General features: G+C 56.6%; 25 protein-coding genes. 18 read left to right on the forward strand and 7 right to left on the reverse strand.

Annotated features, from left to right (window positions below):
• Window positions 1–12: 12 nt before the first annotated feature.
• Both AC0L2K_RS25725 and AC0L2K_RS25730 read left to right on the forward strand, forming a co-directional pair.
• Window positions 13–306: a hypothetical protein gene (locus AC0L2K_RS25725; RefSeq protein ID WP_473532651.1), complete on the forward strand. Its 294-nt coding sequence runs from the start codon at window positions 13–15 to the stop codon at window positions 304–306.
• Window positions 251–1468 carry a D-arabinono-1,4-lactone oxidase gene (locus AC0L2K_RS25730; protein WP_473532652.1) on the forward strand — a complete coding sequence of 406 codons (1218 nt, stop codon included), beginning with the start codon at window positions 251–253 and terminating at the stop codon, window positions 1466–1468. Before AC0L2K_RS25725 ends, AC0L2K_RS25730 begins: the two co-directional genes overlap by 56 nt.
• Here AC0L2K_RS25730 and AC0L2K_RS25735 read toward each other — a convergent pair.
• Complete coding sequence (locus AC0L2K_RS25735; protein WP_473532653.1) at window positions 1465–2292, reverse strand: MurR/RpiR family transcriptional regulator; 828 nt, start codon at window positions 2290–2292, stop codon at window positions 1465–1467. The genes AC0L2K_RS25730 and AC0L2K_RS25735 overlap by 4 nt on opposite strands.
• Window positions 2293–2585: 293 nt before the next feature.
• Between AC0L2K_RS25735 and AC0L2K_RS25740 the strand changes: the two genes are divergently transcribed.
• The 14 genes from AC0L2K_RS25740 (at window position 2586) to AC0L2K_RS25805 (ending at window position 17456) form a co-directional block, all read left to right on the forward strand.
• A complete protein-coding gene (locus AC0L2K_RS25740) occupies window positions 2586–3530 on the forward strand; it encodes an N-acetylglucosamine kinase (protein WP_473532654.1) in 945 nt (314 codons plus the stop codon).
• Entirely contained in the window at window positions 3527–4540 is a 1014-nt protein-coding gene (locus AC0L2K_RS25745; RefSeq protein WP_128205100.1) for an SIS domain-containing protein, read from the forward strand. The genes AC0L2K_RS25740 and AC0L2K_RS25745 overlap by 4 nt, the downstream gene beginning before the upstream one ends.
• A 371-nt stretch (window positions 4541–4911) precedes the next feature.
• Window positions 4912–5790 carry a carbohydrate ABC transporter permease gene (locus AC0L2K_RS25750; protein ID WP_473532655.1) on the forward strand — a complete coding sequence of 293 codons (879 nt, stop codon included), beginning with the start codon at window positions 4912–4914 and terminating at the stop codon, window positions 5788–5790.
• An 85-nt stretch (window positions 5791–5875) separates the two neighbouring features.
• Window positions 5876–6700, forward strand: coding sequence for a carbohydrate ABC transporter permease (locus tag AC0L2K_RS25755; RefSeq protein WP_473532656.1), 825 nt, complete (start codon window positions 5876–5878; stop codon window positions 6698–6700).
• Window positions 6701–6724: 24 nt separating this feature from the next.
• Entirely contained in the window at window positions 6725–8026 is a 1302-nt protein-coding gene (locus AC0L2K_RS25760; RefSeq protein WP_473532657.1) for an ABC transporter substrate-binding protein, read from the forward strand.
• A 78-nt stretch (window positions 8027–8104) separates the two neighbouring features.
• Window positions 8105–9583, forward strand: a complete 1479-nt coding sequence (locus AC0L2K_RS25765) for a sulfatase family protein (protein WP_473532658.1) — start codon at window positions 8105–8107, stop codon at window positions 9581–9583.
• A gap of 361 nt (window positions 9584–9944) precedes the next feature.
• Window positions 9945–10760, forward strand: a complete 816-nt coding sequence (locus tag AC0L2K_RS25770; RefSeq protein WP_473532659.1) for a MurR/RpiR family transcriptional regulator — start codon at window positions 9945–9947, stop codon at window positions 10758–10760.
• Window positions 10761–10835: 75 nt separating this feature from the next.
• Window positions 10836–11984: an ABC transporter ATP-binding protein gene (locus AC0L2K_RS25775; protein ID WP_473532660.1), complete on the forward strand. Its 1149-nt coding sequence runs from the start codon at window positions 10836–10838 to the stop codon at window positions 11982–11984.
• Window position 11985: 1 nt separating this feature from the next.
• Window positions 11986–12939 (forward strand): carbohydrate ABC transporter permease, encoded by a 954-nt coding sequence (locus tag AC0L2K_RS25780; protein ID WP_128204545.1) that lies wholly within the window; start codon window positions 11986–11988, stop codon window positions 12937–12939.
• A gap of 47 nt (window positions 12940–12986) precedes the next feature.
• Window positions 12987–13769, forward strand: a complete 783-nt coding sequence (locus AC0L2K_RS25785; RefSeq protein ID WP_287161537.1) for a carbohydrate ABC transporter permease — start codon at window positions 12987–12989, stop codon at window positions 13767–13769.
• 39 nt (window positions 13770–13808) lie between these two features.
• Window positions 13809–15065 carry an ABC transporter substrate-binding protein gene (locus AC0L2K_RS25790; protein ID WP_473532661.1) on the forward strand — a complete coding sequence of 419 codons (1257 nt, stop codon included), beginning with the start codon at window positions 13809–13811 and terminating at the stop codon, window positions 15063–15065.
• A 58-nt stretch (window positions 15066–15123) separates the two neighbouring features.
• Window positions 15124–15933 (forward strand): phosphodiesterase, encoded by an 810-nt coding sequence (locus tag AC0L2K_RS25795; RefSeq protein ID WP_473532662.1) that lies wholly within the window; start codon window positions 15124–15126, stop codon window positions 15931–15933.
• Complete coding sequence (locus AC0L2K_RS25800; RefSeq protein WP_473532663.1) at window positions 15930–16670, forward strand: HAD family hydrolase; 741 nt, start codon at window positions 15930–15932, stop codon at window positions 16668–16670. The genes AC0L2K_RS25795 and AC0L2K_RS25800 overlap by 4 nt, the downstream gene beginning before the upstream one ends.
• A 420-nt stretch (window positions 16671–17090) precedes the next feature.
• Window positions 17091–17456, forward strand: a complete 366-nt coding sequence (locus AC0L2K_RS25805) for a hypothetical protein (RefSeq protein ID WP_473532664.1) — start codon at window positions 17091–17093, stop codon at window positions 17454–17456.
• Window positions 17457–17511: 55 nt separating this feature from the next.
• On the opposite strand, the gene AC0L2K_RS25810 is transcribed toward AC0L2K_RS25805, so the two are convergent.
• Window positions 17512–17721: a DNA polymerase gene (locus AC0L2K_RS25810; RefSeq protein WP_473532665.1), complete on the reverse strand. Its 210-nt coding sequence runs from the start codon at window positions 17719–17721 to the stop codon at window positions 17512–17514.
• A 460-nt stretch (window positions 17722–18181) separates the two neighbouring features.
• Between AC0L2K_RS25810 and AC0L2K_RS25815 the strand changes: the two genes are divergently transcribed.
• On the forward strand, window positions 18182–18319 hold the full coding sequence (locus AC0L2K_RS25815; protein WP_473532666.1) for a hypothetical protein: 138 nt from the start codon (window positions 18182–18184) through the stop codon (window positions 18317–18319).
• 282 nt (window positions 18320–18601) lie between these two features.
• On the opposite strand, the gene AC0L2K_RS25820 is transcribed toward AC0L2K_RS25815, so the two are convergent.
• On the reverse strand, window positions 18602–19468 hold the full coding sequence (locus AC0L2K_RS25820) for a sulfotransferase domain-containing protein (protein WP_473532667.1): 867 nt from the start codon (window positions 19466–19468) through the stop codon (window positions 18602–18604).
• 814 nt (window positions 19469–20282) lie between these two features.
• Here AC0L2K_RS25820 and AC0L2K_RS25825 point away from each other — a divergent pair.
• On the forward strand, window positions 20283–21098 hold the full coding sequence (locus AC0L2K_RS25825; RefSeq protein WP_473532668.1) for a MurR/RpiR family transcriptional regulator: 816 nt from the start codon (window positions 20283–20285) through the stop codon (window positions 21096–21098).
• Between the two features lie 430 nt (window positions 21099–21528).
• Here the strand turns inward: AC0L2K_RS25825 and AC0L2K_RS25830 are convergent, their stop codons facing one another.
• Genes AC0L2K_RS25830 through AC0L2K_RS25845 form a run of 4 tightly spaced genes read right to left on the reverse strand, consistent with a single transcriptional unit; the run spans window position 21529 to window position 25633 of the window.
• The gene (locus AC0L2K_RS25830; RefSeq protein WP_473532669.1) at window positions 21529–22071 is read right to left on the reverse strand and encodes a hypothetical protein; all 543 of its coding nucleotides are present in this window, start codon (window positions 22069–22071) and stop codon (window positions 21529–21531) included.
• 8 nt (window positions 22072–22079) lie between these two features.
• Complete coding sequence (locus AC0L2K_RS25835; protein WP_473532670.1) at window positions 22080–23576, reverse strand: methyltransferase domain-containing protein; 1497 nt, start codon at window positions 23574–23576, stop codon at window positions 22080–22082.
• Window positions 23573–24328: an amino acid kinase family protein gene (locus AC0L2K_RS25840; protein WP_473532671.1), complete on the reverse strand. Its 756-nt coding sequence runs from the start codon at window positions 24326–24328 to the stop codon at window positions 23573–23575. Before AC0L2K_RS25840 ends, AC0L2K_RS25835 begins: the two co-directional genes overlap by 4 nt.
• Before the next feature lie 18 nt (window positions 24329–24346).
• A complete protein-coding gene (locus tag AC0L2K_RS25845) occupies window positions 24347–25633 on the reverse strand; it encodes a DegT/DnrJ/EryC1/StrS family aminotransferase (RefSeq protein ID WP_473532672.1) in 1287 nt (428 codons plus the stop codon).
• Between the last annotated feature and the right edge of the window lie 329 nt (window positions 25634–25962).

The raw sequence follows: 25962 nt of genomic DNA on the forward strand, positions 1-25962 counted from the left end.
GGTCAGTTCTCAATGGAAATTATCTTCTTTTATATTGATGGCGATGATGATATCCATCATAGCGGCTTGGTCCGCAAGTCAGTCGGGGCGGCCACAGCGCTGCCGTTTCGCCTGAAGCGGGGTGGCTGCCCAAGCCATAAGAATACCGCCAAGCCAAGGACCCGAGAAAACGCAAACAAGGATAACTGCATTGCCTTCTTCAGAAACCGGAGCGTCGACACTCGGCCCGAGCATGATTTGGCGGAACTGGGTGAGCAATCAGGTTTGTCGGGTAAAGCATTTCGAGATGCCAAGCTCGGACCATGACGTCTGCAGTACGATCAAGGCAGCAGCCTCGAACGACCTGCGCGTCCGCGTTGTGGGTACGGGACACTCTTACACGCCGATCGTCCCCACGGACGGAGTTCTGATCTCAGCGGAGCGTCTAACAGGGATCGAAAATATCGACCCAACCAACGGCAGCGTAACCCTTCGCGGCGGAACGCGAATCTGTGACGTTGGCCCTGAACTGCGTTCTGCAGGTTGGGCATTGCCCAACCAGGGCGACATCGATCTGCAAACGATAAGCGGGGCCGTATCGACGGGTACGCATGGCAGCGGCGATAGCTTGCAATGCTTAGCGGGCCCGATAATTGGAATGCGGATAGCGACCGGCGACGGATCCATCGTTGATTTCGATGCTTCTCAAGACACCGACTCCCTCAACGCTGCGAAAGTTTGTCTCGGAATGCTTGGCGTGGTGCTTTCCGTCACCATGAAGCTTGTTCCTGCTTTTGATCTTCATGACAAAATATGGCGTGCGGATTTTGAAGAATGCATGAATCATCTGGATCAGCTATGTCAGGAAAACCGGAGCCTCCGCGTGTTCTGGTGCCCGACCGAACACTCGGCATCGTTATACAGCCTGCCCGACACGTCTGGCATTGGTCGTACCCGCAGTAAAGCTGATGTCTGCGAGATCAGAACGCTGAACGTCACAACTCAGCCGTCAGCAGCTTTCGAAGCACAGGCCGGCGAGAGAATAGGGCCCAGCTATCGGATATTTCCGGGTTCAATTCCGATGCCGAACCATAACGAATGCGAATACTCGGTGCCCTACGAGGACGGTCCGGCGGTATTGCGTGAAATACGCAAGCTGATCCAGACGAAGCATCCGTCGCAGATATTCCCGGTTGAGTACAGAACCGTGGCGGCTGACGATATTTGGTTGAGTCCATACTTTGAGCGGAAGACCGCGATGATATCTGTGTCCGGCGCAGCAGGAGAGGACTACTGGGATTTCATCCGCGATTGCGAGACAATCTTTTCCTGGGTAAAAGGTCGTCCGCACTGGGGCAAACTTCACAGCCTGGGCCGGTCCGAGATCGAAGCCTTGTACCCAAGATACCGGGATTTTGTTTCTCAAAGGGCTCGCTTCGACCCGGACGGTCGCTTCCTGAACGACTACCTGCGCGAACGTTTCGGCTAAAAGCTTTTATCTATGGTGGCTTCTGCGGTTCGCTGCATAGCCGCCTGGAACTTGCTGCCATCTTTAGCGATCATGTTGGCGAGGATGTCGATGATCAAATATTGTCCAGCGACCCTGGAGAATGCTCCTCGCGTGATGGGCGTGTCTGTTGAGGATGCTCCCAGTACAGCGTCCGCGTTGGCAGCGATCGGACTGCGTATATGACAGGTGATTGCGATGGTAAATGCGCCAGCCGCCTTGGCCGCCATCAGTGAGTTGATGGTATCCTTGCTCGAGCCAGATTCCGAAATTGCCAGTGCGACTTGCTTCGGCCCGAGATTCACTGCACTCATGACGGCGAGATGTGGGTCGTCCAGCACGCGCGACACCAGTCCGAATCGAACAAACAAGTAATGCGCGTATCGGGCCACATTCGCAGAGCCGCCGAACCCGTACAGATCTATGCTTTTTGCTCGTATGATCTGTTTTGCCGCCAATTCGAGAGCGGCCTGGTTCAACAGGTCCTTTGTCTGCTTGAGCGCGGTGATGGCCGTCGACAGCGTGTCGTCGATGACGTCACCAGACGGGCTGGTGTGTCTGATTGTCTGGTGAGTGGAGAGTTCGATCCCCAATGCCAGTTTGAAACGCTGGAAGCTCGAAAATTTGATGTCTCTGCAGAACCTTAAGACGCTCGCTTCGCTCGATCCGGATCCGTCAGCAACCTCGGTAATGGTTTGGTTCACGACCTTCGCGGGGTCCTTAAGGACGTACTCACTGATGCGAAGGAGCGCCGGACTGAGGCTGGGCTGAGACGATCGCAATCGCGCTAAAATGTTTTCCTGCATTAAGACGATTTCCTTGAGATCACGGCTCCAACTCCTCTGGGTTTGATTTGACGCGGGCGGTGAGAGCAATAGGAAATTTTCAGCACATTGCCAAGCAGTGAACATAGTTTTCGTTACGGCGTTTACCGCCTGCGTCACTGTTCGCAACTGACATCCCACATCCCTCGTCAAACGGCAAGATAACTCGATATGATGAAAAAAACCATCTTTTGTAAGAGAGAAAATAGTGATATTCTTCCAAAAATAAATTTGGAACCGCGGTCGGTGCATGCGAACGCGAACAGAGTGAACAGATGGGTTCTATAACAATTGGTGTCGATATCGGTGGCACCAAAACGCATTTGAGGGGTTGCCTTGACCAAGGTACGGACCGCGACCTGGTCGTGCGAACCAGTGAATGGCGTTCTGGCGCCTATGACCACGATATCGCTGGACTAATCGCGCTAATTCGCAGATTTGCTGCTGGCGCCACGCCCAACAGCATCGCGATTGGCTCTCATGGATGCGATGATGAGGAAGAGTGCGCCGTCCTCCAACAGCCACTTTCCAATCATTTTGCCTGCCCTTTAAGGGTCGTCAATGATGCAGAACTTTTTCCCCTCGCCATGGGGCTTTCCAGCGGAATTGGTGTCGTCGCAGGCACTGGCTCAATCGCCGTCGCTCGGGACCAGAAAGGCAAGATGCATGTCGCAGGCGGTTGGGGCTGGGTAATCGGAGACGAAGGGAGCGCTCCAGGTTTGGTACGCGAGGCCGGCCGAGCAGTGCGATTGCATATTGACCTGGGAGGGGCGAGGTCAGAGCCGCTTGTCGAAGCGCTTTGTGAGGCATTCGGACTGAATAGCCCCACAAACATCGGCACCGCGATCGCGAAGGAAGGCAGCGCCGCGGCTCTGGGGCGACACGCACCCGTTATCTTCTACGCCGCCAATGAAGGTTCGTCCTTGGCTAAACGCGTTATTGACGAGGGCGCAGCGGCCCTGACTCAGTTGGTCCACCATCTGATGTTGGCGGGCGTGCCCCACAAAGACATTGTGGTAGGCGGGGGGGTCATTCTCGCCCAGCCTCTTTTAGCCAATGCGTTCTCCCATCAAATTTCCAATCGTTTCGGGGCGACAGTAGCGGTCACCTTCCTCGACAAGCCGCCGGTTTTAGGCGCCTGCGTTATGGCGCGGCAACTTCACATGGCCGGCGATCGCTCAGAGGCCTCAATCATCTTTCAACACAAGGATATCCAATGATCTACAGGTCAACGATCGCCCGCCAACCCGATCAGTTTCGCCATACTTTGGAAGTCGTCGGATCGCAGCTTCGCGATTTTGATCTCGTGCCATTTGAAAAGGGGACTGTCGTCGTTACCGGGATAGGCGCGAGTTACGAAGCAGCGGGGGTAGTGGCCGGTGAACTGCAACGTCGCGGCAGACGAGCAAACACTTGGCGCGCGGTCGATCTCATGGAGCCGGGCGACCCTGGCGACGCGATCATAGTCTTTTCTGTCGGAGGAAGAAGCATCGAGCCAATCGCTGCACTCACCGTCCACAGCAGGTTACCATCCCTCGCGATTACAAACGAAGGCAACGACCCACTGTCACGCGCCGCTTCGGCAGCACTTCGCTTTGAGTCCGGTCCGGATTCACTCCCCTCGAGCACCGGCTACACAGGCTCGCTGCTCGCAGGTGGGCTGCTGATAGATGCGCTTTGCGGTGAAGACAGCTTCAATTGGAACGACATTCCTCTGATAGCAAGCGAGGTCTTGGAAGCCTCGGCGAAAAAGATGGCACGTATTGGAGAAATGTTTCACGACCAGCGGGCGATCGATTGCGTTGGCGCGATATCGGCCTTGGGTACGGCGGGCGAGGCTTGTTTGCTCATTCGCGAGGCTGCGAGGGTGCCCACCGGCGTCGCAGACACGCTGCACTACTTGCACGGCCCGATGGAATCGATGGATCAGGCAACCGGGATTTTGATATTCGGTGACGGCCGCGAAGTGCGACTGGCGCAGGAATTGGCTGAAATCGGCTGTGCCGTTCTACTGGTGACCGCAAGCGAGTCGCCTCAGGACGCCAAAAACCTCGCAGTTGTGAAGGTGCCGTCTTTGCAGAACCGCGTGGCACGATCAATCGTGGACATCCTGCCCGCTCAGCTGTTAGCCGCAGAACTGTCCGACGCGGCCGGACTTACTGATGCCCAGTTTCGTTATAGCCAAAATGACACAAAGGTGACCATGAACGAATCGGAGCCACGGGTCTGAGCACGCGCGTCACGAGATGACACGTTCCGGACATCCTTCTTGGCCCTGATCAAGACAGCAATGGCGAGCAAGTGGCAGTGAACCTGCTGCCTCGAGGCCGTCGACGGGCATGCGTCGTGCTTCGCCTGCCAATTGAATGCTGCGCAGCATTCTGTTTTCAAAGGCGCATGAAACTTGGAAAGGTAACTCTACAATAAAACTATACACCGTGGAATTGTCTCGGTCACTTCATCGACGGCCGCGAATAACTCACCACGGGGAACACTGCATCGTTGACGTCCTCTGCTTGCTGAAGCTCGCTTTAGCGTTGCTGGCAGCAGCTGAGGGGCCCATTCCAGGGCGAGCATAAATAACTCCAGGAGCAACGGACGATGGCATCTTCCCGGCCTAAAGTGTATTCGGCGCTCATTACACCCGCGATCGGGTTCCTATGTCTCGCAACGCTCGTCCCGATTGCAGCTGTCGTTGCCCTCTCGTTTGGGGACTTCAACATAGCCTTCCCGGAAAAGACGCGCTTTATCGGGCTTTACAATTACGCGCGCTTCTTGTCCGACGGTCGGTTTATCAACGCCGCGCTGGTTACGTTCATTTTGGTCGTCGTCCCCGTCGTCCTCCAACTACTGTGTGGATTAGCGTTGGCAATAGCGCTTAAGGAAAAACTCGTTGGCACAGGGTGGATGCGAGCAGCTTTCCTGCTTCCGTCGATAATTCCGCCAGCGGTAGGCGGAATTGTGTGGAAGCTGTTCCTCATTCCTGGTGTGGGCGGCTTGTCGTATCTCGCAAGCTTGTTCGGTCACAATTTCGAAGCTGACTTACTTGGAAGCAAAACGTCAGCGCTTGTCTCCGTGATCATCGTATCGATTTGGTTTGGCGTTCCCATAGTTGCTTTGCTGCTTCTCTCGTCTTTGGACTCGATCCCAGACGAGATTTATGAGGCGGCAAACCTCGACGGAGCAAGTTGGGCCCAGGCGCAATGGCATATTTCCATACCGCTCGTCTTACCTGCGATGGGAGCCGTCGCCGTGTTTCAAGCTTTAGAGGTCCTTGGGATTTTCCCCGTGATCTTCGTGTTGACAGGTGGCGGGCCGGCTGGGGCGACTGAACCCCTAAACTTCTACGCTTTCCTGACCGCATTTACATATCTCGATCTCGATTATGCCGCCGCAATTCTCGTGGCATTCACAACAACGATCGTCGGCGTGTGCTTTTGGTCTATTCGCCAAATCTCGGCCACTCGCGTTGGGAGGTAAGCCCATGCATCGATACCTTGGACGTCACATCTCCGGATATCATCCATTCGCCAAATCTCGGCCCCTCGCGTTGGGAGGTGAGCCCATGCGTCGGGACCTCGGACGTCACATCTACGGATACCTTGTCTGCGCTGCCTTTGCGCTATTCCTGTTCTCGCCGATATTGTGGACCCTATCGACATCTCTCAAGCAGCCGACCGAGATGTTTCAATGGCCGCCCGTGATCGTGGGGGAGCCATCCGCTCAGCACTATACCGCAATAATCGCTGACAAGGACTTCTCTTCCGCGCTCATCAATTCAATTGTGGTCTCATGCAGCACCATCATATTGACCATGGCGCTTTCGATCCCGGCAGCCTTTGGCATCTCTCATTTGCAGAAAACTGCGATGCGAAGGCTATTGACGCTGGTGTTGGCACTCCGGGCGGCGCCAGCGATGATCTACATCATCCCCTACTTTCTCTTTTTTCGCCAAGTACACCTCGTCGACACGAAGATTGCGCTGATCATCGTCAACACAATGTTCGCGGTTCCGCTTGCGATCTGGTATTTGTCGGCGTTTTTTGACCAAGTGCCGCGTGAAATCGAAGAAGCCGCGATGATAGACGGCGCGTCAACGCTGCAGACGATGGCGCTCATCTCGATACCCATCGCCAAATCTGGTATCCTGGCAACAGCAATACTGATATTTATTGGTTCGTGGAATGAGTTTCTTTTCGCGCTGACACTGACACGCGATGACGCAAAAACTGCCGCCGTCGCAATACTGAATTTCATGCCATTTGAGGGGACCGATTGGGGCAAGGCGGCAGCCGCATGCGTGCTTATGCTGCTCCCGATCGTGGTTTTCGTGCCGTTCGTAAAGAAATACGTCGCCGGCCCAACAACGACCGGTTCCGTGAAAGGGTGAAACGCTAGCTCAAGGAGAAAATCAATGAGGTATCTTGGAATTCTTGCCGTTGCGTTCGGTGTTGCCGTCGGCGGGGGAGCGTCGGCTCAGCAGCGCTATGACGGCGCGAAAATAAAGGTCCTGTCGACAAACTCGGCATACGATTTGGAGCTCAAAAAATTCGCGCACGAATTCACAGAGAAGACTGGCGCTGAAGTGCAGTTTGATCTCTTCGGTTATGCGCCGACCGTTCAAAAAGTGTCGGTCGAGCTGCTGACGCGTTCAAACAGTTACGACGTGGTATACTTAGGGAGCGAGGAGTTCGGGCGATACGCATCTGGCGATATCCTGGAGCCGCTCGATAATTACATCGATATGAAGAGTGAGGACGTACAGGATTTCATCGCTCCCGTGCTGCGCCTGTACAATAAGGACGGCAAACAACTGGCATTGCCGCATTTCGCGGCAACACAGCTCCTGTATTATCGTGCCGACTTGTTCGAGAAAGCCGGAATCAAACAGCCACCGCAAACGTGGGAAGAATTCCGTGATGATTGTGAGCTGCTGAAAAAGGCAGACATTCAGTGCACCGCGCTACGGGGCCAACCGGATACTGGCGAGAATATATGGTTTTGGGGCCAGGTTCTTTATGGTTTTGGCGGTAAATATTTCGCGAACGAACCAGCGGATCTGACGCCCACGGTAAATTCGCCCGCTGCGGTGGAGGCGCTGAAATGGTACACGGATGTGATGACCAATTTCACTGTGCCTGGCAGCACCTCAGCAACTTTCGATGATGTTGTCATCGCGATGCAGCAGGGCCGCATTGCTATGACTGTCGAAGGCGCTCCCACCGCAGGTCGCATTCTCGATCCCAAGCTGTCGAAGGTCGTCGGCAAGCTTGGGTTTGCTTTGCCCCCTGGCGGCGTAAGTGGGAGGTTCCCGCCCTTTGCGGGACAGGCGTATGTCATTCCAGCTGCATCAGAAAACAAGGCAGCTGCAGCGGCCTTCCTTCAATGGGCGACGAGTAAAGATCTCATGAAGCGGATTTCGCTCGACAGCACCTTTGTCGCCATCACCAGGACATCGCTGTGGGACGATCCGGAAATCCGTGCGAGCCATGACTATGATTATGGCCATGGATCGTTTGCGGCAACGTATGCAGAAACGCTTCGCGGGGCGCCCGAGTGGTATTATCCTCGCATTCCAGAATTCAAGGAGATCGGCGACCGCCTCGGCCGTGCCCTGCAAGAAGCGGTTGTCGGGAGCAAGAGCCCAGAGGCTGCCTTGGACGATGCTCAAGGTGATGCGGTCGAAATCGTGAAGCGTGCTGGATACCTGAAATAGCCGTTACACGTCGCCACCGGCGCGGTTTTGCGCGCCGGTGGCGCGCGAACTGAACCTTCATAGCGCGTGGGATGAGAGTTGAGCAACTTTAATATAGTCTGGATTTGCAGCGATCAGCAGCGTTGGGACACCTTGCGGTGCCTAGGATTCAAAGGCACGCAGACTCCCAGTATTGACCGCCTGGCGGCGAGGGGCACGGCATTCGCCCGTGCGTATTGTCAAAGCCCTATCTGCACGCCGAGCCGAACGAGCTTTCTGACGGGCTTGTATCCGATCGCACACCAAGTGCATCAGAACGGCGCCGGCACATTTCCTTCGCATCTCGTTTTGCTCCCAAAACTGATGGCGAACGCCGGATACTATACGGGGCACATAGGAAAGCTGCACCTGTCTGCCACACGTGGCATAATAGAAAAGCGCCCCGATGATGGATTTGCCGAGTTCTACTGGAGCCCTGAGCCATTTCCGGAGTGGTCAGGCAACCACGACTATCATGCGTGGATGTGGTCAAAAGGAGTCAATCCCGAAGCCTACTTCAAACCGTATCTTGACCAACACTATGGTCCGGGACCGGCCGCAGAATATCGGCAGGCGCGTTGGGCAGGCGATCGGGCTGAGCGCTTCATCAAGATGCATTCTGATCGTAGTTGGTATTTAGGCGTTAACATCGACGCGCCTCATCCGCCCCTCAATCCCCCGCCAGACTACCTCAGGCGGTTCAATCCCAATGATATGCCTGATCCTGCGTTCAAGCCGATTGATCTCGAGCACCAGAAGAAATTTGAACGAGTCGATCAGCAAGCTAAATTCGCGGTGGATCCTTGGCACGCAGCAACAGACGCGGGTGAGGCGCACAACGACGAATTGGCAGGACCTACGCATGAAGCGCCACCAACGAAGTTCAATATTTGGGAGATGAGAGCGGCCTATCACGCCGAGGTGGCTCAAGTGGACGATCTGGTCGGCCGGATACTAGACGCTCTGGCGGAAACCGGCCAGCTGGATCGCACGATAATCGTCTTCATGAGCGATCATGGCGATATGATGGGCGACCATGGACTGCTCTACAAAGGCTGCCGGTTCTATGAGGGTGTGGTGCATGTCCCACTTGTGATTTCCGTGCCTGGCAGCCCAGCCCAAGGATCGGTGGCGAATGGGCTTGTCGAACTGGTCGATATTGCGCCCACATTGCTCTCGTTGTCTGGACTTGAGATTCCCAAGGCCATGCAGGGGCTGTCACTCGACCAGATGCTGCTTGGGAACACTTCACTGGATTGCCACAAGCCATACGTTGTCAGTGAGTATCACAACTCCCTCAGATTCCGCGGCAGCCGAGGGTCTCGCGCATCGATGTACTATGATGGACGTCACAAACTAAATGTATATCACGATGTTGGAATAGGAGAGCTGTTCGACCACCAGGAGGACCCCAATGAGCATTATGACCTATGGGATAGTCAGCATCATAGGGCGCTGAAATCCGACCTTTTAGAGCACAGCTTTTCCGCAATGATGCTTAGAAGTGGATCCGGTCCGGAGAGAATTGAGGACTACTAATCTTGGCAGACCGGCATGGGAAGGTCACGAGCTAGGCCTTGTTCTTGCATCTCGGAAAGTCGGCTCCGGTCGCCCGGTTTGGGCTCGGTTTCTCACTAGAGCTCTCGCTCGCGCCGAAGAAGCGACCAGCTTACGCGTCTGCTTCCTGGCGGTCGGCCTTTCGGCGGTGGTGGCCGCAGCCCTGGCCTCGGTTTTGGAGCAGGAATATGTGGATGGGGCACATGTGGCAGGCGAAGGACATTGATTGCGGCCACCGCTCAGCACTCGAGTTGGAAATAAATCGGAAGTCTGAAATTGTTCGATGGGTCTATGGTATCTCGCTCCTCTTCCTTTGGCTTCATAGGGTATGGGGATTGTGGCAATGAGCATTAACTCACCTGCAACGACAGCGGCAGAGCGCGACAGCATCCTGTCTTGCTTGCAGGAGGACATCGATCATCTGCCGAATGCGCTCGCTCGGATCGCCAAATACATCCTAGAAAATCCTGAGAAAGTCTTGCACCACTCGGTCGCTGAGTTGGGATCATTCTCAGGCAGTGGTGAAGCAAGCATACTGCGGCTTTGCCGACAGATCGGCTTTTCCGGCTTTCGCGACTTCAAGCTGGCGTTGGCGGGCGAGATCGGCCGCCCTTCTACTATTCCCAAAAGCCGGGACGCCGCCTTGCAGTCGCTGCACGACACCATGGCGCAGAATCTAGGGATCGCGCACGGCAATACTGATCTCGAAAAGCTCGAGAAGGTTGGCGCGGCGCTTGCCGCAAGTCGTAGGGTCGATCTCTACGGGGCGGGTATGTCCGGCATTACGGCAGAGCTCCTTGCCTACCGTCTGTTGCGCGTCGGATTGACAGCTTTGGCGTTCAGAAATGCCAACATGGCTCATGAAGTCGCGAACGGCCTTGGCACTGGATGCGTGGCGATCGGATTTTCGATTTCGGGTCTGTCAGTGGATACCGTCCAGTTTCTTAAGAGTGCCCGTTCTGCTGGAGCAGTGACCATCGCCATTACAAACCGCGCTCGCAGCCCTCTTGGTGAGGCGGCAGAATTTACCCTGCTGGCTTCCGGGCTCCATGACCGGCCGATCGGGGGCACGTTGACCCCGATGGTTGGCAAGATCTTTGTCATTGAAAGCCTAATGCTCGCCCTTTCAAAGGTGATGGAAGAATCACTTGCAAAATGAAATAAAACTCCATACTGTCATGAAAATGAAATAAAACGCCACTAAGAGCTACCGCCAACCGAAAAGGATCGCGGAATGGCAGCCTTGGACCTCCACATCGACAAAATCGGTAAGCGGTATGGCGAAACGGATGTCCTGCACGACGTCTCCCTCGAGGCCGCCCCTGGCGAATTCGTGACGCTGCTCGGGCCGTCCGGCTGCGGCAAGTCAACACTCTTGAGGATCATAGCGGGGCTCGAGCGCGCAGATCGGGGGCATATACGCGCAGGGGGCAGGGGGCTGGATAGCGTCGCGCCGAAAGATCGCGACCTTGCCTTCGTTTTCCAGAGCTACGCTCTTTATCCGCATCTGAATGTGCACGACAATATCGCGGCGCCGCTGGTGATGCGCGAGTTGAGCAGTCTCGAACGGCTTCCGGTCATGGGCGGTCTGTTGCCCGGAGCTAAAGAGCGGTACCGCTCGATCGAGGAGCGGGTCCGGGAAACCTCGGCACTTCTCAAGCTCGATACGCTCCTAGACCGGCGCCCGGCGGCTCTATCGGGGGGGCAGCGGCAGCGTGTGGCGCTGGGGCGCGCCATGGTGCGCAAGCCGAAGATCTTCCTGATGGACGAGCCGCTGGCAAACCTGGACGCCGCGCTACGAATCCATACGCGCGGCGAGATCGCTCGGCTGCACAAGGAAATGGGCGCGACGACAATCTTCGTTACCCATGACCAAGCGGAAGCGGCAGCAATATCGGACCGCGTGGCCGTTATGTTTGGCGGCGAGATCCGCCAGGTCGCGAGCCCGGCCAAACTCTACCGCGATCCCGTCGATATTGATGTTGCCCGGTTTCTGGCCCAGCCTTTTCTAAACGAGTTGGCAGTACCCGCACCAACTGGTGGCGGGCTGATGATCGGCAGCAACCGGATCATCATTCGCGATGCCCTCGGATCGGCAGAGTCCGGTACGCTGGGTTTCCGGCCGGAGCATGCATCCTTGACTGGAGCGGACCAGTTCGGCGCCCTGCCGGTGCATGTCGGGCGCATCGAGCATGCTGGAACCGATGCGAACGTCTTTGTCGGTACTGAGGCGGGTGCTCAGTTCGTCGTCCGGATTTCGGCTGAGCGCGCACAGTCCTTGCGCGAGGGTGAGAAGTTGGGGGTGGCCATCGATCCGGAAAAGGCGTGGTTTTTCGCGACCGACAGCGCGCGCCGGCGCCACGATCACATCAGGGCAGCTTGATATGGCCGTAGTCGAGGATATCCCGATCAGCTCCGTGCCTGCAAAGGCTTCAATAAAATTCACTCTGGCCCGCGCTCAGGCCCGTGCCGGCATCGTTCTCGCCCTGCCGGCGACGCTGATGATTGCCGCTCTCCTGATCGGCCCTGCCATCCTCGTTTTCGCCTTGTCTTTCACAGACGCTTCACTCGGTTTGGCTGGCGCCCGATTTGTCGGGCTCGCCAACTACACGCGCATGCTGACCGACCCGGGTTTTGCTCTAAGCCTGCGCAACACTGCGCTTTATGTGCTCCTGGTCGTGCCGACGACGATCGGATGGGGTCTGTTGGTTGCTCTCCTGATCGCCCGGTCGCGATTCGCGGCCTTCTATCGAACTGCCTACTTTCTGCCAGTGGCTGCTACCCTGGTCGCGCTCGCAACCGCATGGGAAGCGATCCTGCATCCTAGTCTCGGCGTCGCCAACGCGCTGTTGCAGCTTTTCGACGCTTCTCCCGTGAGGTTCTTTGCAGACCCGGCAACGGCAATCTATGCGCTTGCAGCGATCGGTATTTGGCAGCTCGTGGGTTTCAACATGATCCTCTTTCTGGCTGGTCTCTCGACCATTCCGGACGAGCTTTATGAAGCTGCGGCGATCGACGGAGCGGACAGGGGCCTGAAACGTTTCCTGCTTGTGACCTGGCCGATGTTGGCGCCGGTTACACTGTTCGTCACGGTCATGACGATCATCCGTGCCTTTTCGGTCTTCGAGACGGTCGCGGTTCTCACACAAGGTGGGCCGATGAAATCGACCTCGGTCATCCTCTACACCTTCTATGAAGAAGGCTTCCGCTTCTTTCGGGTGGGATATGCGTCGGCAATTGCCGTTTCCTTTTTCATCTTCGTGACCATCCTATCGCTCGTCCAGATGCGCGTTTCCGAGCACCAGGCGCGCTGGAAAACCAATGGAGGCCGGTCGTGATCCTGGCGCAATCCCCCGCGTCCCGCTCTGTCTCGCATGTTGTGCTAATGAGCGGCGCGCTCTTCATGATCTTCCCGTTTTTCTGGATGCTGCTCGCCTCGATGACGCCGCAGAGCGAGATCTTCAACGGCGGCCTTCTGCCGATGCCGACGTTAGACGGCGCCGTCGAAAATTACGGCAATGCATTGTCCGCCATTCCGCTTCTGCGGTTCATGGGAAACGGAATCGTCGTTTGCGCGGCGATCCTCGTGCTACAGATCGCGGTCGCCGTTCCCTGTGGCTATGCACTTGCCAAGCTGTCCTTCCCGGGCCGTCCGATCCTCCTGGGCGCCGTCCTTCTCGGGCTCCTCGTGCCGGTGCAGATACCGACCATTCCGATCTACATAGCTCTTGCAAAGTCCGGCCTGCTCGATAGCTATGCCGCGCTCATTCTGCCCTGGATCGTCTCGGTGTTTGCGATCTTCCTGTTCCGGCAGTTTTTCGTGACCTTCCCGGACGAGGTGCTCGACGCGGCGCGGCTGGATGGTTTCAGCGAGCTTTCGATCGCCTTGCGGATCATGCTGCCCGCAGCCTGGCCGGCGGTCACCTCCTTCTCGATCTTCTCCATCGTCGCCCACTGGAACGATCTTTATTGGCCGCTGGTGGTGACGACCAGTCCCGACATGATGATGCCATCCCTCGGGATCGCCTATTTCCGGCAGTCGGGTGAGGGCACCGGAAATGTCGGTGCGCTTATGGCCGGGGGCGTTCTCGTGACCGCGCCCTTGGTCGCTCTTTTCCTTCTCATGCAGAAACACTTCATCAGGGGTCTGGTGCTCGGCCGACACTAGCTCCGTTCTCAAACCCAATCTAAAACTCAGGAGAGCAATGTGAAAACAATTGCAATGATCCTTGCCGCCGGTGTTACTGCCGCTGCGGCATCCATGCCGGCGCAAGCCGAAACCAACCTCGACGTCTATTACGCCTGGCCCGAACACGAAGTGATCCATAAGCCGATCGCCGATCGCTTCATTGCGGACCATCCGAATATCAAGATCAACTTCCGCGCTGCTGCGCCGAGCTACGATGAAGCTGTCCAGACGCTGATCCGCCAGAGCATGGCCGGCCAGCTGCCGGACGTTCATTTCGTCGGCTTCAATGTGCTGCGGCCGCTCGTGGCGCGTGGAATTGTGAAATCCATCGACGATCTGGTTGCCGCCGATCACCTGACCGAAAACGGCTACACGGACCAGGTGCTGTCACTCTCAACGATCGACGGCCATCTCTACGGTCTTCCCTTCGCCATGTCGACGCCGGTCGTCTATTACAATGCCGATCTGGTGAAGAAGGTTGGCGGCGATCCCGACAAGATCCCGACCGACTGGGACGGCTTTGTTGCACTTGCCGCCAAGATCGGAGCGCTCGGCGACGGAACGTCCGGCATGTATTACCAGCTTGGCTCGGACGACTGGGCCACGCAGAACCTGGTGCGCAACTTCGGCGGCCAGATGATGAACGACAAGGAAAGCGACGTCGCGTTTGACGGTCGTGCTGGCCAGGCTGCAGTCAAGCTGTTTAAGCGGTTCCATACCGACGGCGCTCAGCCGGCGATCGATCCTCGCGCTGCCAAGCAGCTCTTCACCTCCGGCAAGCTTGGCTTCTTCTTCGCCTCCGCCGGCAGCGTGAGCGGTTTTGAAAATGAGATTGGAGACCGGTTCACACTCCGCACGGCCAAGCAGCCGCTTGGCGTTGAAAACGCTACCATGCCGACCGGCGGGATGATTGCCGTGATCCTCACCGACGATCCCGGCAAACGCGCCGCTGCCTGGGACTACGCCAGGTTCGCCACGGGTCCCGAAGGCCAGAGCATTGTCGTGCCAAACACCGGCTATATGCCCACCAATACGCTTGCACTCGACAAGGATCATCTCGGCGCCTTCTATGACAAGCATCCAAACTGGTACACGAGCGTGCTTCAGACGCCCCGCGCTCGCCCGTGGTTTTCCTGGCCTGGTGATAACGGCGTTCAGATCGCCCAGGTCCTTCGCGACGAGATGACAGCCATCGCGCTTGGATCCAAGGAGCCGGAAGCAGCTCTTGCGGATATGGCGTCCCAGGTTCGCGCACTCCTGCCGAAGACCAACTGATCCTCTCGTCTGGGACGCCGCACCTTGTGCGGCGTCCCCCATATTCTGCGGATGGCCCATGAAACTTATTCACCTGACTGACCTCCATCTCGTGCCGCCGGGCGCAATGCTCTTTGGTTTCGACCCTGCAGAACGACTGCGCAAGACGATCGAGCGTATCAACTGCGATCACGCCGACGCCGAGCTTTGCGTGGTGACCGGCGATCTCACTGACGAGGGAGATTTCGCTTCCTACGAAGTCTTGCACGACGTGCTACGGGACCTGTGCGTACCCACCCGGCTTCTGCTCGGCAATCACGACAGCCGCGAGAGCTTCGTTCGAGCGTTTCCTGATGAGGCGCGTGATAATAACGGCTTTGTCCAGTCGGCCCATGAAAGCTCGGCGGGACGCCTCATCTTCCTCGATACCCTGGTGGAAGGTTATGGGCACGGCTCCTTGGACGATGGACGGCTCGAGTGGCTGCTGGCGCGGTTGGCAGAGACGCCGGATGTGCCGGCCTACCTCTTCGCCCATCATCCGCTGCAGCCGATCGGCCTGCCGCATTTCCAACCTTGGAGCACCGAGAACTGGCGTCCGATCATGCAGGCGATCGTTGGCGCCGGCAATGTGCGGCACGTTTTCCACGGCCATGTGCACGTCGATGTCGGCGGCACCTGGAGCGGCATCCCTTTCAGTGCAAGCCGCGGCGTGGCACATAAGATCATTCCACATTTCACCCGGAGAGACGCGGACTTCGTCCAGGATGCGCCTGCCTTCGACATCGCGTTAATCGACGTTGATGGCGTCCTGGTGCATCGTTTCGAAGTTTGCGACCGACACGTGGTCGAGGTCTCCGCCGAAGGTCCGGTTCCGGAGGGCATGCAATGAAACAACAGGCCCCTTATGAACTGGTCATCTTCGATTGCGACGGCGTTCTGATCGATAGCGAGACGCTGGCAAGTCGAATCGACGCCGAAGAACTTACCCGCATTGGCTATCCCACGTCGTATTCTGATGTGATTCTGCGGTTTACCGGCCTGTCCTCAGCCACCATGCGGAAGATGATCGAAGAAGACTGGGGCCGTCCTCTACCCAGCGACTTCGACACCATCGTGCAATCCCGGATCAAGGAAAGCTATTGGACAGAACTGCAAGCCATCAGCGGCATTCACCGGCTCCTGCATAAGTTGCCCTTGCCGCGCTGCGTCGCCTCGAGCAGCGCCCCCGACAAGCTGCGACTTGGTCTTGAACTGACCGAGCTTTGGCTACACTTCCATCCACACGTGTTCAGCTCCGTCATGGTAAAGGCCGGCAAGCCTGCGCCGGACCTGTTCCTGTTCGCTGCCGCCCAAATGGACATTGAGCCAGTGCGCTGCGTCGTGGTGGAGGACAGCATTGCCGGCGTTCGAGCCGGTGTGGCCGCGGGGATGACGGTGATCGGTTTCACGGCAGGCGGCCACTGCCTCGATGACCACGGTCAACGATTGCTCTCAGCCGGCGCTGCGGTCGTCGCGCGATCAGCTGAAGAACTTGGCGTACTGCTGACGACGAGCGAGGTCCAGCCGAGTTCCAAGATGGCAGAAGGGGACCCGATAATAGCATGTGCCGCAACTGGCGGCCGGTAGTCACCACGGCAGTTCCGGATGCTGTGACCAGGCAGGTGATTGGCAAACTTGTTGCTGCTTACGCAGATCACCGTCAGAGAGGCGTACGTTTCATCGTCAGGCTCATCGCGGACCTTCGGCTCGACTCGGAGCCTTCTGACCCCCGCGACGATTGATGCCGGCTTTTGAGACCATCATTTTTTATGGTTGGACGATGAAACATCGTTTCTGTGAGCTGCAGGCTGAAACCGGGGTAATCCCATGCTTGACCTGATCGGGGCAGTCGCACTTCTGCTGTGGGGTCTTCGGCTGGTCAAAACCGGTGTGATTCCGCTCCTTCGGCAAGCGGCTGCGCCGATGGATCGACTCCGGTACACGCAATCGGGTGTTGGCCTTTGGCGTCGGGCTAGTCGCGACGATCGCATTGCGGAGTAGCACGGCATGGCACAGGCGGTCATGCTTGGTGCCAATGTCGGCACAAGCCTGGTCACGCGTAGTCTCGCCTTCAACCTTCACGTCCTAGGGCCATTGATGATTGCCTTGGGCGTGTTCGCCTTTGGGTTCAGCTATTCCAAGCCTGCCAAGGGCTTGTCGCGCGCAGTTCTGGGACTTGGATTGATGCTATTGTCATTGCGCCTTCTCGGTCAGGCGACGGAACCGATGCAGCATTCGCGCGTGCTCGTGAAGCCAATCGGGGCCGTTGGGCGCTTCGTCGACCAGGCGCGTCAGCTGAGGCTCGATCCATTTCGGCGGATGCGTTTTATTCGGCTTTGCCGGACTCACCGTCTTCCGCGCCAATTGAGATAAAGCGTCGTCATGCGGGCCAGACTACCACATGATGACGGTATATCAGCTGCACCTTTCATCGGAAATCGCGGGTCTTCACCTTAATGCGGTCGATGTGCTCATTTGGATCGACGATATCGCGTGCTTTCGTCATGCCGCGCGGATCAAGCCCCGATCCGCCATGATGGGCTGGCCGTGTGGCAACGGAAATGGCGTCTTCGCGATTTCCCACGCTGGCCAACTCGGCCGACAGAGCGGTCAGCCCGTTTGCGACGAGATGCACCACCTTCCTTCCCGTTGGATGCGGCCGCGCACGCCGAGCATGGCCGAGATGAGGAGGACACGCCGGACTTCTCGAACACCGTGACCCAGACGACGACGTTGGCGGCGCCTGTCTCGTCCTCCATGGTGAGGAACATGACGCCTTTGGCCGACCCCGGCCGTTGCCGGACCAGCACCAGGCCGGCCGCCTCAAGCCACGGTTTGTCCCGCGCCTGCATGGCTTCCTGGCTGCTTCGACGGACGCGCTGATGGTGTGATCTCGGCCATGCTGAGGCCGTGCAACAAGATCGCGGATTTCGTTCACGTCGACCGTCGAGCTGGTCAAATTGCTCATCCCATCTTCGCAGGTGCTGGTCCGCCTTGCAGATTAGCCGCTCCGTGACTGGGGTTGAAATCATCTATCGAACCTAACCATATCTCCCTTTTCTACTCCCGCGAGAATCACCCAGCATGAGCCAAGAACCATGATCGACCTAATCGAATCCCTGATGAACGGAGAAGACCAGTATCCCCGCGCATTCGCCGCTGCGCTGCTTTTCTGGCGCGCGTTCTACGACGAGCATGACGGAGTCGATCAAGGCGATCTCCAGCGGGCAATTTGACGGCGCCCAGATGCGCTTTCAATGGGAGATGGAAACGAAGTCGGGCCTGACGCCGCCATTCGCCAAGAGCATCATGGCTCTCACGGCAATCGGCACCCTTTACAACGACGGGTTCGAGAATGAGGCGCTCGCGAGGTGTGTTCTCGATTGCATTTTTCGAAGCACTCACTGAGCGTAGACGTAAAGTCCTCCGCTCGTGACGTTGCACGGCTGTATCGTCTAGACTGACAGTGTTCAATCAAACCGGCACCGTGCCACCCGCGCTCTGCGACAGCCTGAAATCTATCTCGAACCAAATCCGAATCGCTCGTTGAGTCTCGTCCCACCCAGCGCGGTAAACCGCGCCTCGATCTCGGCATTCCAGCAAGCCTCCCACGAAGTTCGCCCGCTGGACAGGGTGAAGGTCTGCTGTCCGATTAGCTGGTTTAAGATCAGCTCAGGCTGCTGCGGCCGCTCGATCTCGCAAAACTCTGCAATTCTGCGAATGGTCTCGAGCTGAACTTCGCGTCCTTGGTCGCCTATGATCTGCTCATAGCTCAATCCAAGAACATTGTCCTGATCCGCCCACGGTGCCACTGGATGGCACCGATCGTTGAAAATGAAAGGCGCGATCTCATCGAAGTACTTCAGCATTTTGTCAGGTCCGTTCGGCTCATTGCGCCACGTAATCTCAGCACCTTCAGGCAGGCACCAATCGCTGTCACCTACATATCGCATCTGCGACACAATTGCCGCACGCATTTCGCGCGAAAGAAAGATGATCTTGAAATCCGCTAAACAATGGCGGGTGCCGATGTCGCACGGTAGATGCCCATAGCCAAACTGACCGGGCTGAATAAAGCGCGAGGATATCTCGATCGGTATCCATAGAATATTTTCCGAGTGAGTGAAGCGAGCTCGCTCGACATCCACAAAGCGGAAGTCTCCAAGATAGTCTTTATTAAAGAACACATCGGACTGTACAAGCCCGATTAGTCCAAGCAGACGGGCATATAGGTGGGTGCCCGCCTTCGGGATGGAACAGATCATAACCCGCGAGCTTGAGGCGCCGGCCGTCGGCTTGATTGACCAAGATTCGTTCGAGCAGGGATAAAGTGGAAAGGGTTGACCGGCGATACCGCGCAGCTCTTCTGGAAGCGGGTGAAACATTGTGGTTTCCTCACTGTTGCAGCGGCTTTTTCAAACAGCCGGAGCCAATGCGGAGACAGGACAAGTTCCTGACCAGCTTGACCTCAAGCAGTCGCGCCCTCTGTTGCCGCACCAGAGAAGTAAAGCCCCGTCGCATGCGCTAGCCGCGAGGCACCGCTAGTACGATGGCATCGGCGAGCTCGTGGCCAACTTGCTGCCGATGAGCTATTTACCAAACGCCACTTCGGCGTTCCCTAGAGATGTAGTCACCTTGTCATGCCTCGGTTTTTCGATCGGACGATGAACCTAATCATAGAATAATTCAAGTAAGATTGATAATGTGCGCGAATATACTATTGAATATATTTTCCCAGACGGCACGCTGGTGCGTTGCCATGCAGTCGTATCCACTACCCTGACGACGAGGACACCACGGTTTGCGCGGCGCATGCACAGCCAGTAAAGTAAGCTCTATTGACAGAATCGGGCCAGGAGACGTCGTCCAGCCGCTTCCCGTTCGCAGATAAAACAGAGCGGCCGATACCGTTCGGCCGTGCAGGCTGATCGGCTCCGGGGATCTCGTCGCAAGTCTAGTCGTAGACGAACGCTTAAATGAGCCGCTCGCAAGGCCGCCGGGCGAGCGGCCGAGCGCATGCCCTCTGCCTCCTTTGCCCCGGCTGCCGAGACATGGGCGCGAACGAAGCGGCAGCCGGAATCCGATGTCGACCGTGTCTATGATCTGCGTCAGTGAGCCGTCAGTGAGACTCGAATATGCACGGCTTTGCCGTTCGCCTTCGCGGGTCGACGGCTAGTTTGGAACGAGGACGTAAGACACATGCCGAAGCCCCGACATACACAGAAATTGTTGCTAGACATCATCTATGATGCAATTAACACAGCTCCGAACGCGCTCGCACGTATAGCTCTGTATGTTGCACAAGACCCCGAGGCTGTTCTCGCGCTGTCCATCGCCGACCTTGCGCGCAACACCGCTACCGGTTCTGCTTCAATTGTAAGATTTTGCCGAACCCTGGGACTTTCGGGATTTCGCGAGTTTAAGATTGCGCTCAGCGGCGAAATTGAGCGGCTGAAGTTGAGCGGCGAACTGGCTGAACGCGCGCCATCAGAAGCTGTAGACATAGCTCCTCGGATCGCCGTCCTCAGTTCTGCTTTACAAAACTCAATTTCCGCGTCCGCTCGTGGTTTTAACGACCTTCAAATTAGTGGGTTTGCCAACCGCATCCGAGCGGCCCGACGCGTCGAACTGTTCGGCACGGGGCCGTCATCCGTCTGCGCTGATATTCTGGCCATGCGACTGATCTGGCTAGGGTTCCCCGCGCATTGCTCGGGGTCCGCCACCGTGTCTCACGCTCTCGCGCGAGGGCTTGGCTCATCGAGCCTCGCCATTGGCATTTCCTCGCGTGGCCACACTGTGGAAACCAAGGATTTTCTGGCTATTGCGCGCGAAACCGGAGCATACACGATTGCCATAACGACCCGCGTGGACTGCCCGATCGCCCAGACTGCGGACGAGGTGGTCTTGTTTACCTCGGCTGGGGCTTGGCCACAGGCCGGGTCGGCGATGCACGTGCCGCCTCTAGTGTTGCTGAGCGAATATCTTTGCCACTGTCTGCAGGTGGCGGAAGTCTGAACCCCCAACGTGCGTGCACATCTTCTGCATGGAAACCGCGAACTCACCGTGCACCCCCTTGCCACGGCGCGGCTGTTTGGTGATCACAGGGGAAGCTGCAACAATGGAGAAGCTGACGAACTACTACACCGGGATCAAACTGGAGGGCTAGGCCAGCTTCCTCGTCGTTGGCAAGGCTGCAGCACCAGGTCGACTCCGTGACATAGGCGGTCCATGCGCAAGGTTCGACACTTGCCTTCCTTCCTGCGTACCACGCTGCTTCAGTACGACCACGTGCCTCCAGCGCCGGTCAGTCGGCGAGCGCGAGATCCCGGCTTCCTTCTTTATCGACAGCAGGTCAGCGCGGTACCTTTTTCCGGGCGGCAGACCGGTGACCGGGTCCTCTTCCATGTCCACTTCTACCATATTCCTGTGAGATTGGGGTCTACAGCTATCGCATGCTGGCAGGAAGGTTGGTATTGACGTATTCCGCGAGGTCTAACGCGGAGATGCTACCAACCAATTGGTCCGGACTCATTTCGGTCGCAATTGAGGCGGAATGCTCTAGGAGTGCAAGGAGATCATCCCTATGCTTCGAATGATGGTCTTCCAAGTGCATCTCGATCTTTCGCGCGATGACGTCCGCGAAACTCGCCCTTGTCCCAAAAAGCGGATCGTTGATTAACGCCGTCGGTCGTTCCTGTTCGAGAACCCAATTCATCGCCAAGGTCCCGTTCGATTTCAAGAATACGATCTCCAGCTCCGCCCCGGCAGGTCGTCGCTGTGTGGCGATGGAGAACCCCGCGTCCACCAGGGCCCTGGTGTCCTTATCCACAGCCTCCGTGAATGCGGCCAAATTGACATGATGAAGGTCAATGTCGTTCGGCGCACGCTGGATGAACTGCGAAAGGACGCAGCTGCCCGCTACCCAGCTATCTTTGCTCCGATTGGGCGAAATGGCGACTAACGCAGTGCGCATCAGCTCGGGAATCATATGCTTGTTCACTTCTTTGATATTGAGAACAGCCTGTAAATTACGTTGACGTCGGGATAGGTCCCGGATCGCAGGAGCACAGATGTGAGATCATTTGAATCCGCAATCTGTTCAAGAAGGTCGTCACGGGCATTAGTGCCGAACCCTAGAACGATATGACCTGTTTCTGTAAGGAACCTTGGGCCGTCTGAAAGAAATCTCTCGAGCAAGTTGTACCCTGGATCGATCGCACCACCCTCGAGGTCGTCGACATACTCGTAATCCTCTGGAGCGAAGTTCGATGGGCAGTTCCAGAATACAATGTCGAACCTTCTGCTAGGTGGAACATTTGTAAATATGTCGCTTTCGATGACCTCGACGTTCTTAATCCCGTTTCTTGCAGCATTCTCCAGCGTGTTCGCGACGGCCCTCGGATTGATGTCGCAAGCCAGCAACGACAGCGCGCCAGTCTTTGCCAACAGAAGGCCGGGCAGACCGAAACCGCAGCCGATTTCTAAGACGGTCTTTCCGGCGAATGGGGGAAAATTCTCGCTAATCCAACGCCAACTCTGGAAGTGCTCAGGAGGAAAAACCCCTTCCTGTACGACCAGATCCAGTCCGAATTCCTGCATCTGACGCGGGAAAGGGGCTTGTTGACTTGTTCGAAGCGTTGTCCTGATATGATCAAGTTCGCTCATTGTTCTCCGGCCGACCGGCGTGGTGACCATACCTGGTTGTTTTCCCGGCTCAACGGCATCAACGGTTCGCTTCAGTAAGCAATTCCAAAGAGGCATTGAAAACAGACCGGCCTCAAGAATGAGGCGGTCCCAAGATGAGCGGAGGGGTGCATACCGGAAGAGGCCTTCTAGACCGGCTCGATCCCCTTGGAAATACCGCTGGACGGCTGTTGTTAGGCCCGACTTTGCTGCGGCCAGGAGTGCTCTGTCGTAACAGAATCTTGCGTGGGCAAAGGCGCTACCATCACTCCGATTGTCCGGCATCGGCGCAGCCCCCCTGTCGCCGAGAACGTTTAGCAACATCTGGAAAGATGAATGGGCAATAGAGCCGGTATCGAGAGAATTCCAAGCGGTCGCTTCGTCGCCCAACGACCGGCACCTAAGTATTCTCAGCTCGGCATCCATTACTTCATGACTGTCGCTCACATGAAGGAGGTTCGTCACGGGATTATCGCAATAAAAGAGACTACGTACGGTGCCGCATAAAGCCTGGGCCGGCTGTGTGTTACCCTTCAGTTTTTGCGACAAGTGCAGCGCATTAGGTCCGCTCCAGATCGTGGCGCAAACCGGACGCATGTCGAATAAGTCCAGCACTAATGGCCAATGCTTCCCGCCGGTGGAACAGGTAAGGGTATAAAACGCATCAATGGATTTGCGACTATGAATCGAAAAGAACCGTTCCGAGAGTTCCAAACCGGTTCGCCGGCGAATAAATTCGTCGAGCAGGCACGTGAGGCCAGAGCGCGCGACTTCCGGGCCATAAACTATCAGCGCCGTGGATGACATCATGCCGCCCCCCCCAAAGGGTCGTTTGTGATATGGGCCTTCCTGCTCGCGACGGTGATCCTAGTCGCTCTAACGCGCCTCCCTTCCAGCCAATCGGCGAGACGAGTGGGATGACGGGCGTTAATCACAACGCCGGGAAGGTTTTTCTTGGCCATGAATTCGACCGCGCAGGCGTCAATCGAGGTGTGGCCGAGAAGGACAAGATCTTGAGCAGCGATCTGCTCTATAAGTGAAGCGGGATCATCGGTTGCTCCACCGCGATGCACGCCATCGACATCTGTCAAAATCACCAGCTGTGGCGCCCCAGTTAACCAAGCGATCCACGCGGCAACGGCGTCGGATGTGACATCCCAACTCCATTCCACTGGGTCAGCCGCAAACAGCAAACGGGAAGGCAGCAGCACTGGAATTTCCCCAAGTCTCGCGAGAGTTCGGCATTCGCCTAGGCTGGCCGTTGGAACCAGTTTGGAAGAGAAGGCGGCGTCCGCAAGCAAATACCCCGTTTGGTCCTGTGCTAGAGCACACGCATGATGCGCGGTACACGGATCTAATCGCTCGGCTGCATCAATCGCCTCAATTGCTTTGTCCGGGATGCCGCCGCCTGGAACAAGTAGAATTCGATGGCCCTTATCGGCGAGACGCTCAAGTTCAGCCAGTGCGAGCTTACACAGTGCAAGATCACGCATGATGCTCCCGCCGAATTTGAGAACAATCGAAAAGCCATATGGTGGAAAACCTTTTATTGAGCAGTCCATTGGCTTGCCATCCCGCCCTCAGGCAAAAGATACGATCTCGGGAATTTTCGAAGTTAGGTTTGGAAGCGCTGCCCAGACCTTTTGAAACGCGGCCGCGTACAACTTCATTACTTCAACGTCGTTTGGCGGAGCGATTTCCGACACGTAAAACATGGTGTTCAATATCTTCATGGTGTTTGGAAAATCGGTCCTTGACCATTGGCCGCAGATATCCGGCAGATATTCAAAGACGGGCTTCGTCAGCCAGACCGCAACGGGAACTCCCTCGGCTTGAAGGAGCTTAATAATGAAATCCCTGGCCGTAGGGCCAGGTAGAAAACCGAGCTTTTCCGGCTCAAGACGCAACGGGAGATTAAGCATCGATTGTTGATGATCTGCTGGATTGAAAAGAGGCAGAAGCCCTGAGAGGTGGCCAATCTCCTGCCAAAGGAACCTAGCATTCGTTCGCCTTTTTTTTAGCTGCCGGTCAATCTGCTTGAGCCTGTAATTAGCAATCGCAGCGGAGAATACATTGGGTCGGTAATTGTAGCCTTTCGAGTTCGGGGAGAATATCCTAGCTCCACATCGCGACGAGCTTGTCAGCGAAACATTATCTACATGGTGGATCAGAGCAGGGTCCCTCGTCAGGACAAATCCAAGCTCACCTGCCCCGAGGTGTTTAGCTCCGTTGCCGGAGAGAGCGAGTGCATCGCTCTCCAAGTATGCTCCATTGACAATATCTTTCGCAGCGCCAATTGATTGGCAAATATCATCGATAATCGTCACGCCTTGCGCTCGCGCCGCCAGTCTCAAGCCGGGAACCAAGAGGTTATTTCCGAACAGATGAGTTATGAGCGTAGCCGCGTCCCCTGGTTTGATGAGAGCGGCCGCCATCTTCTCATCAACTCCCGCAAGTTCTGGCTCTACATCGACAAAGACCGGCTCGAGTCCGCTGATCGCGATTGGGCCGACGGCTCCCGGCCAGTTCAAAGCCGACGTAACGACTCGGCGACCTCGATTCCGGTAGTAGTCGAGAGCCACGTGAATAGCGGCTGTGCCGCTTCCAACGGCGCGCACAGACCAGTTACCCGACCAATCCGCTAGCCGCTTTTCGAGCTCAATCACCATAGGGTGATTGACGCGATGATATTTGCCGCTTTCGACAACATTTGCCAGCGCCTTCAAATGTTTACGTTTTGCAGCGGGCCAAAGAACAACTCGCCCAGCTGGAACCGTGGGATCTCCTCCAAAGAGCGCAAGAGAAGTGTCGTTCTGGTGGACGCATCGTGTGCTTGCTGCCGAGGCTAAGCTTACATGCTTGTTCATATGGTCCCTCCAGACGATAGCTGGTTGTGTGATATCGGCCATCGGCCACTCGCGAAGTCACGAGCCGAACCGACCCGTCTCTCGCATACTTTTGCGTCTTGCAACGAGGCTCGGCTAACCCACAAGAGCAGAGTCGCCCCTGAGAACAGGCTGGGTGCCGTAGCACCCTAGCTTGAGTTCAGGAAAGAGCTTTCGAGCTCGTAATCGGCGTATGAGGCGGTCAACCTCGTCGGAAATGAACTCGCTGAACGATGCAGTCCCTCCTTCGCAAATAGAGACTTAATGCCCGTTGACAAAAATGGAAAGTGGTCCTCTAAAATATATTTATG

It is taken from the genome of Mesorhizobium sp. WSM4817 (assembly GCF_055811135.1).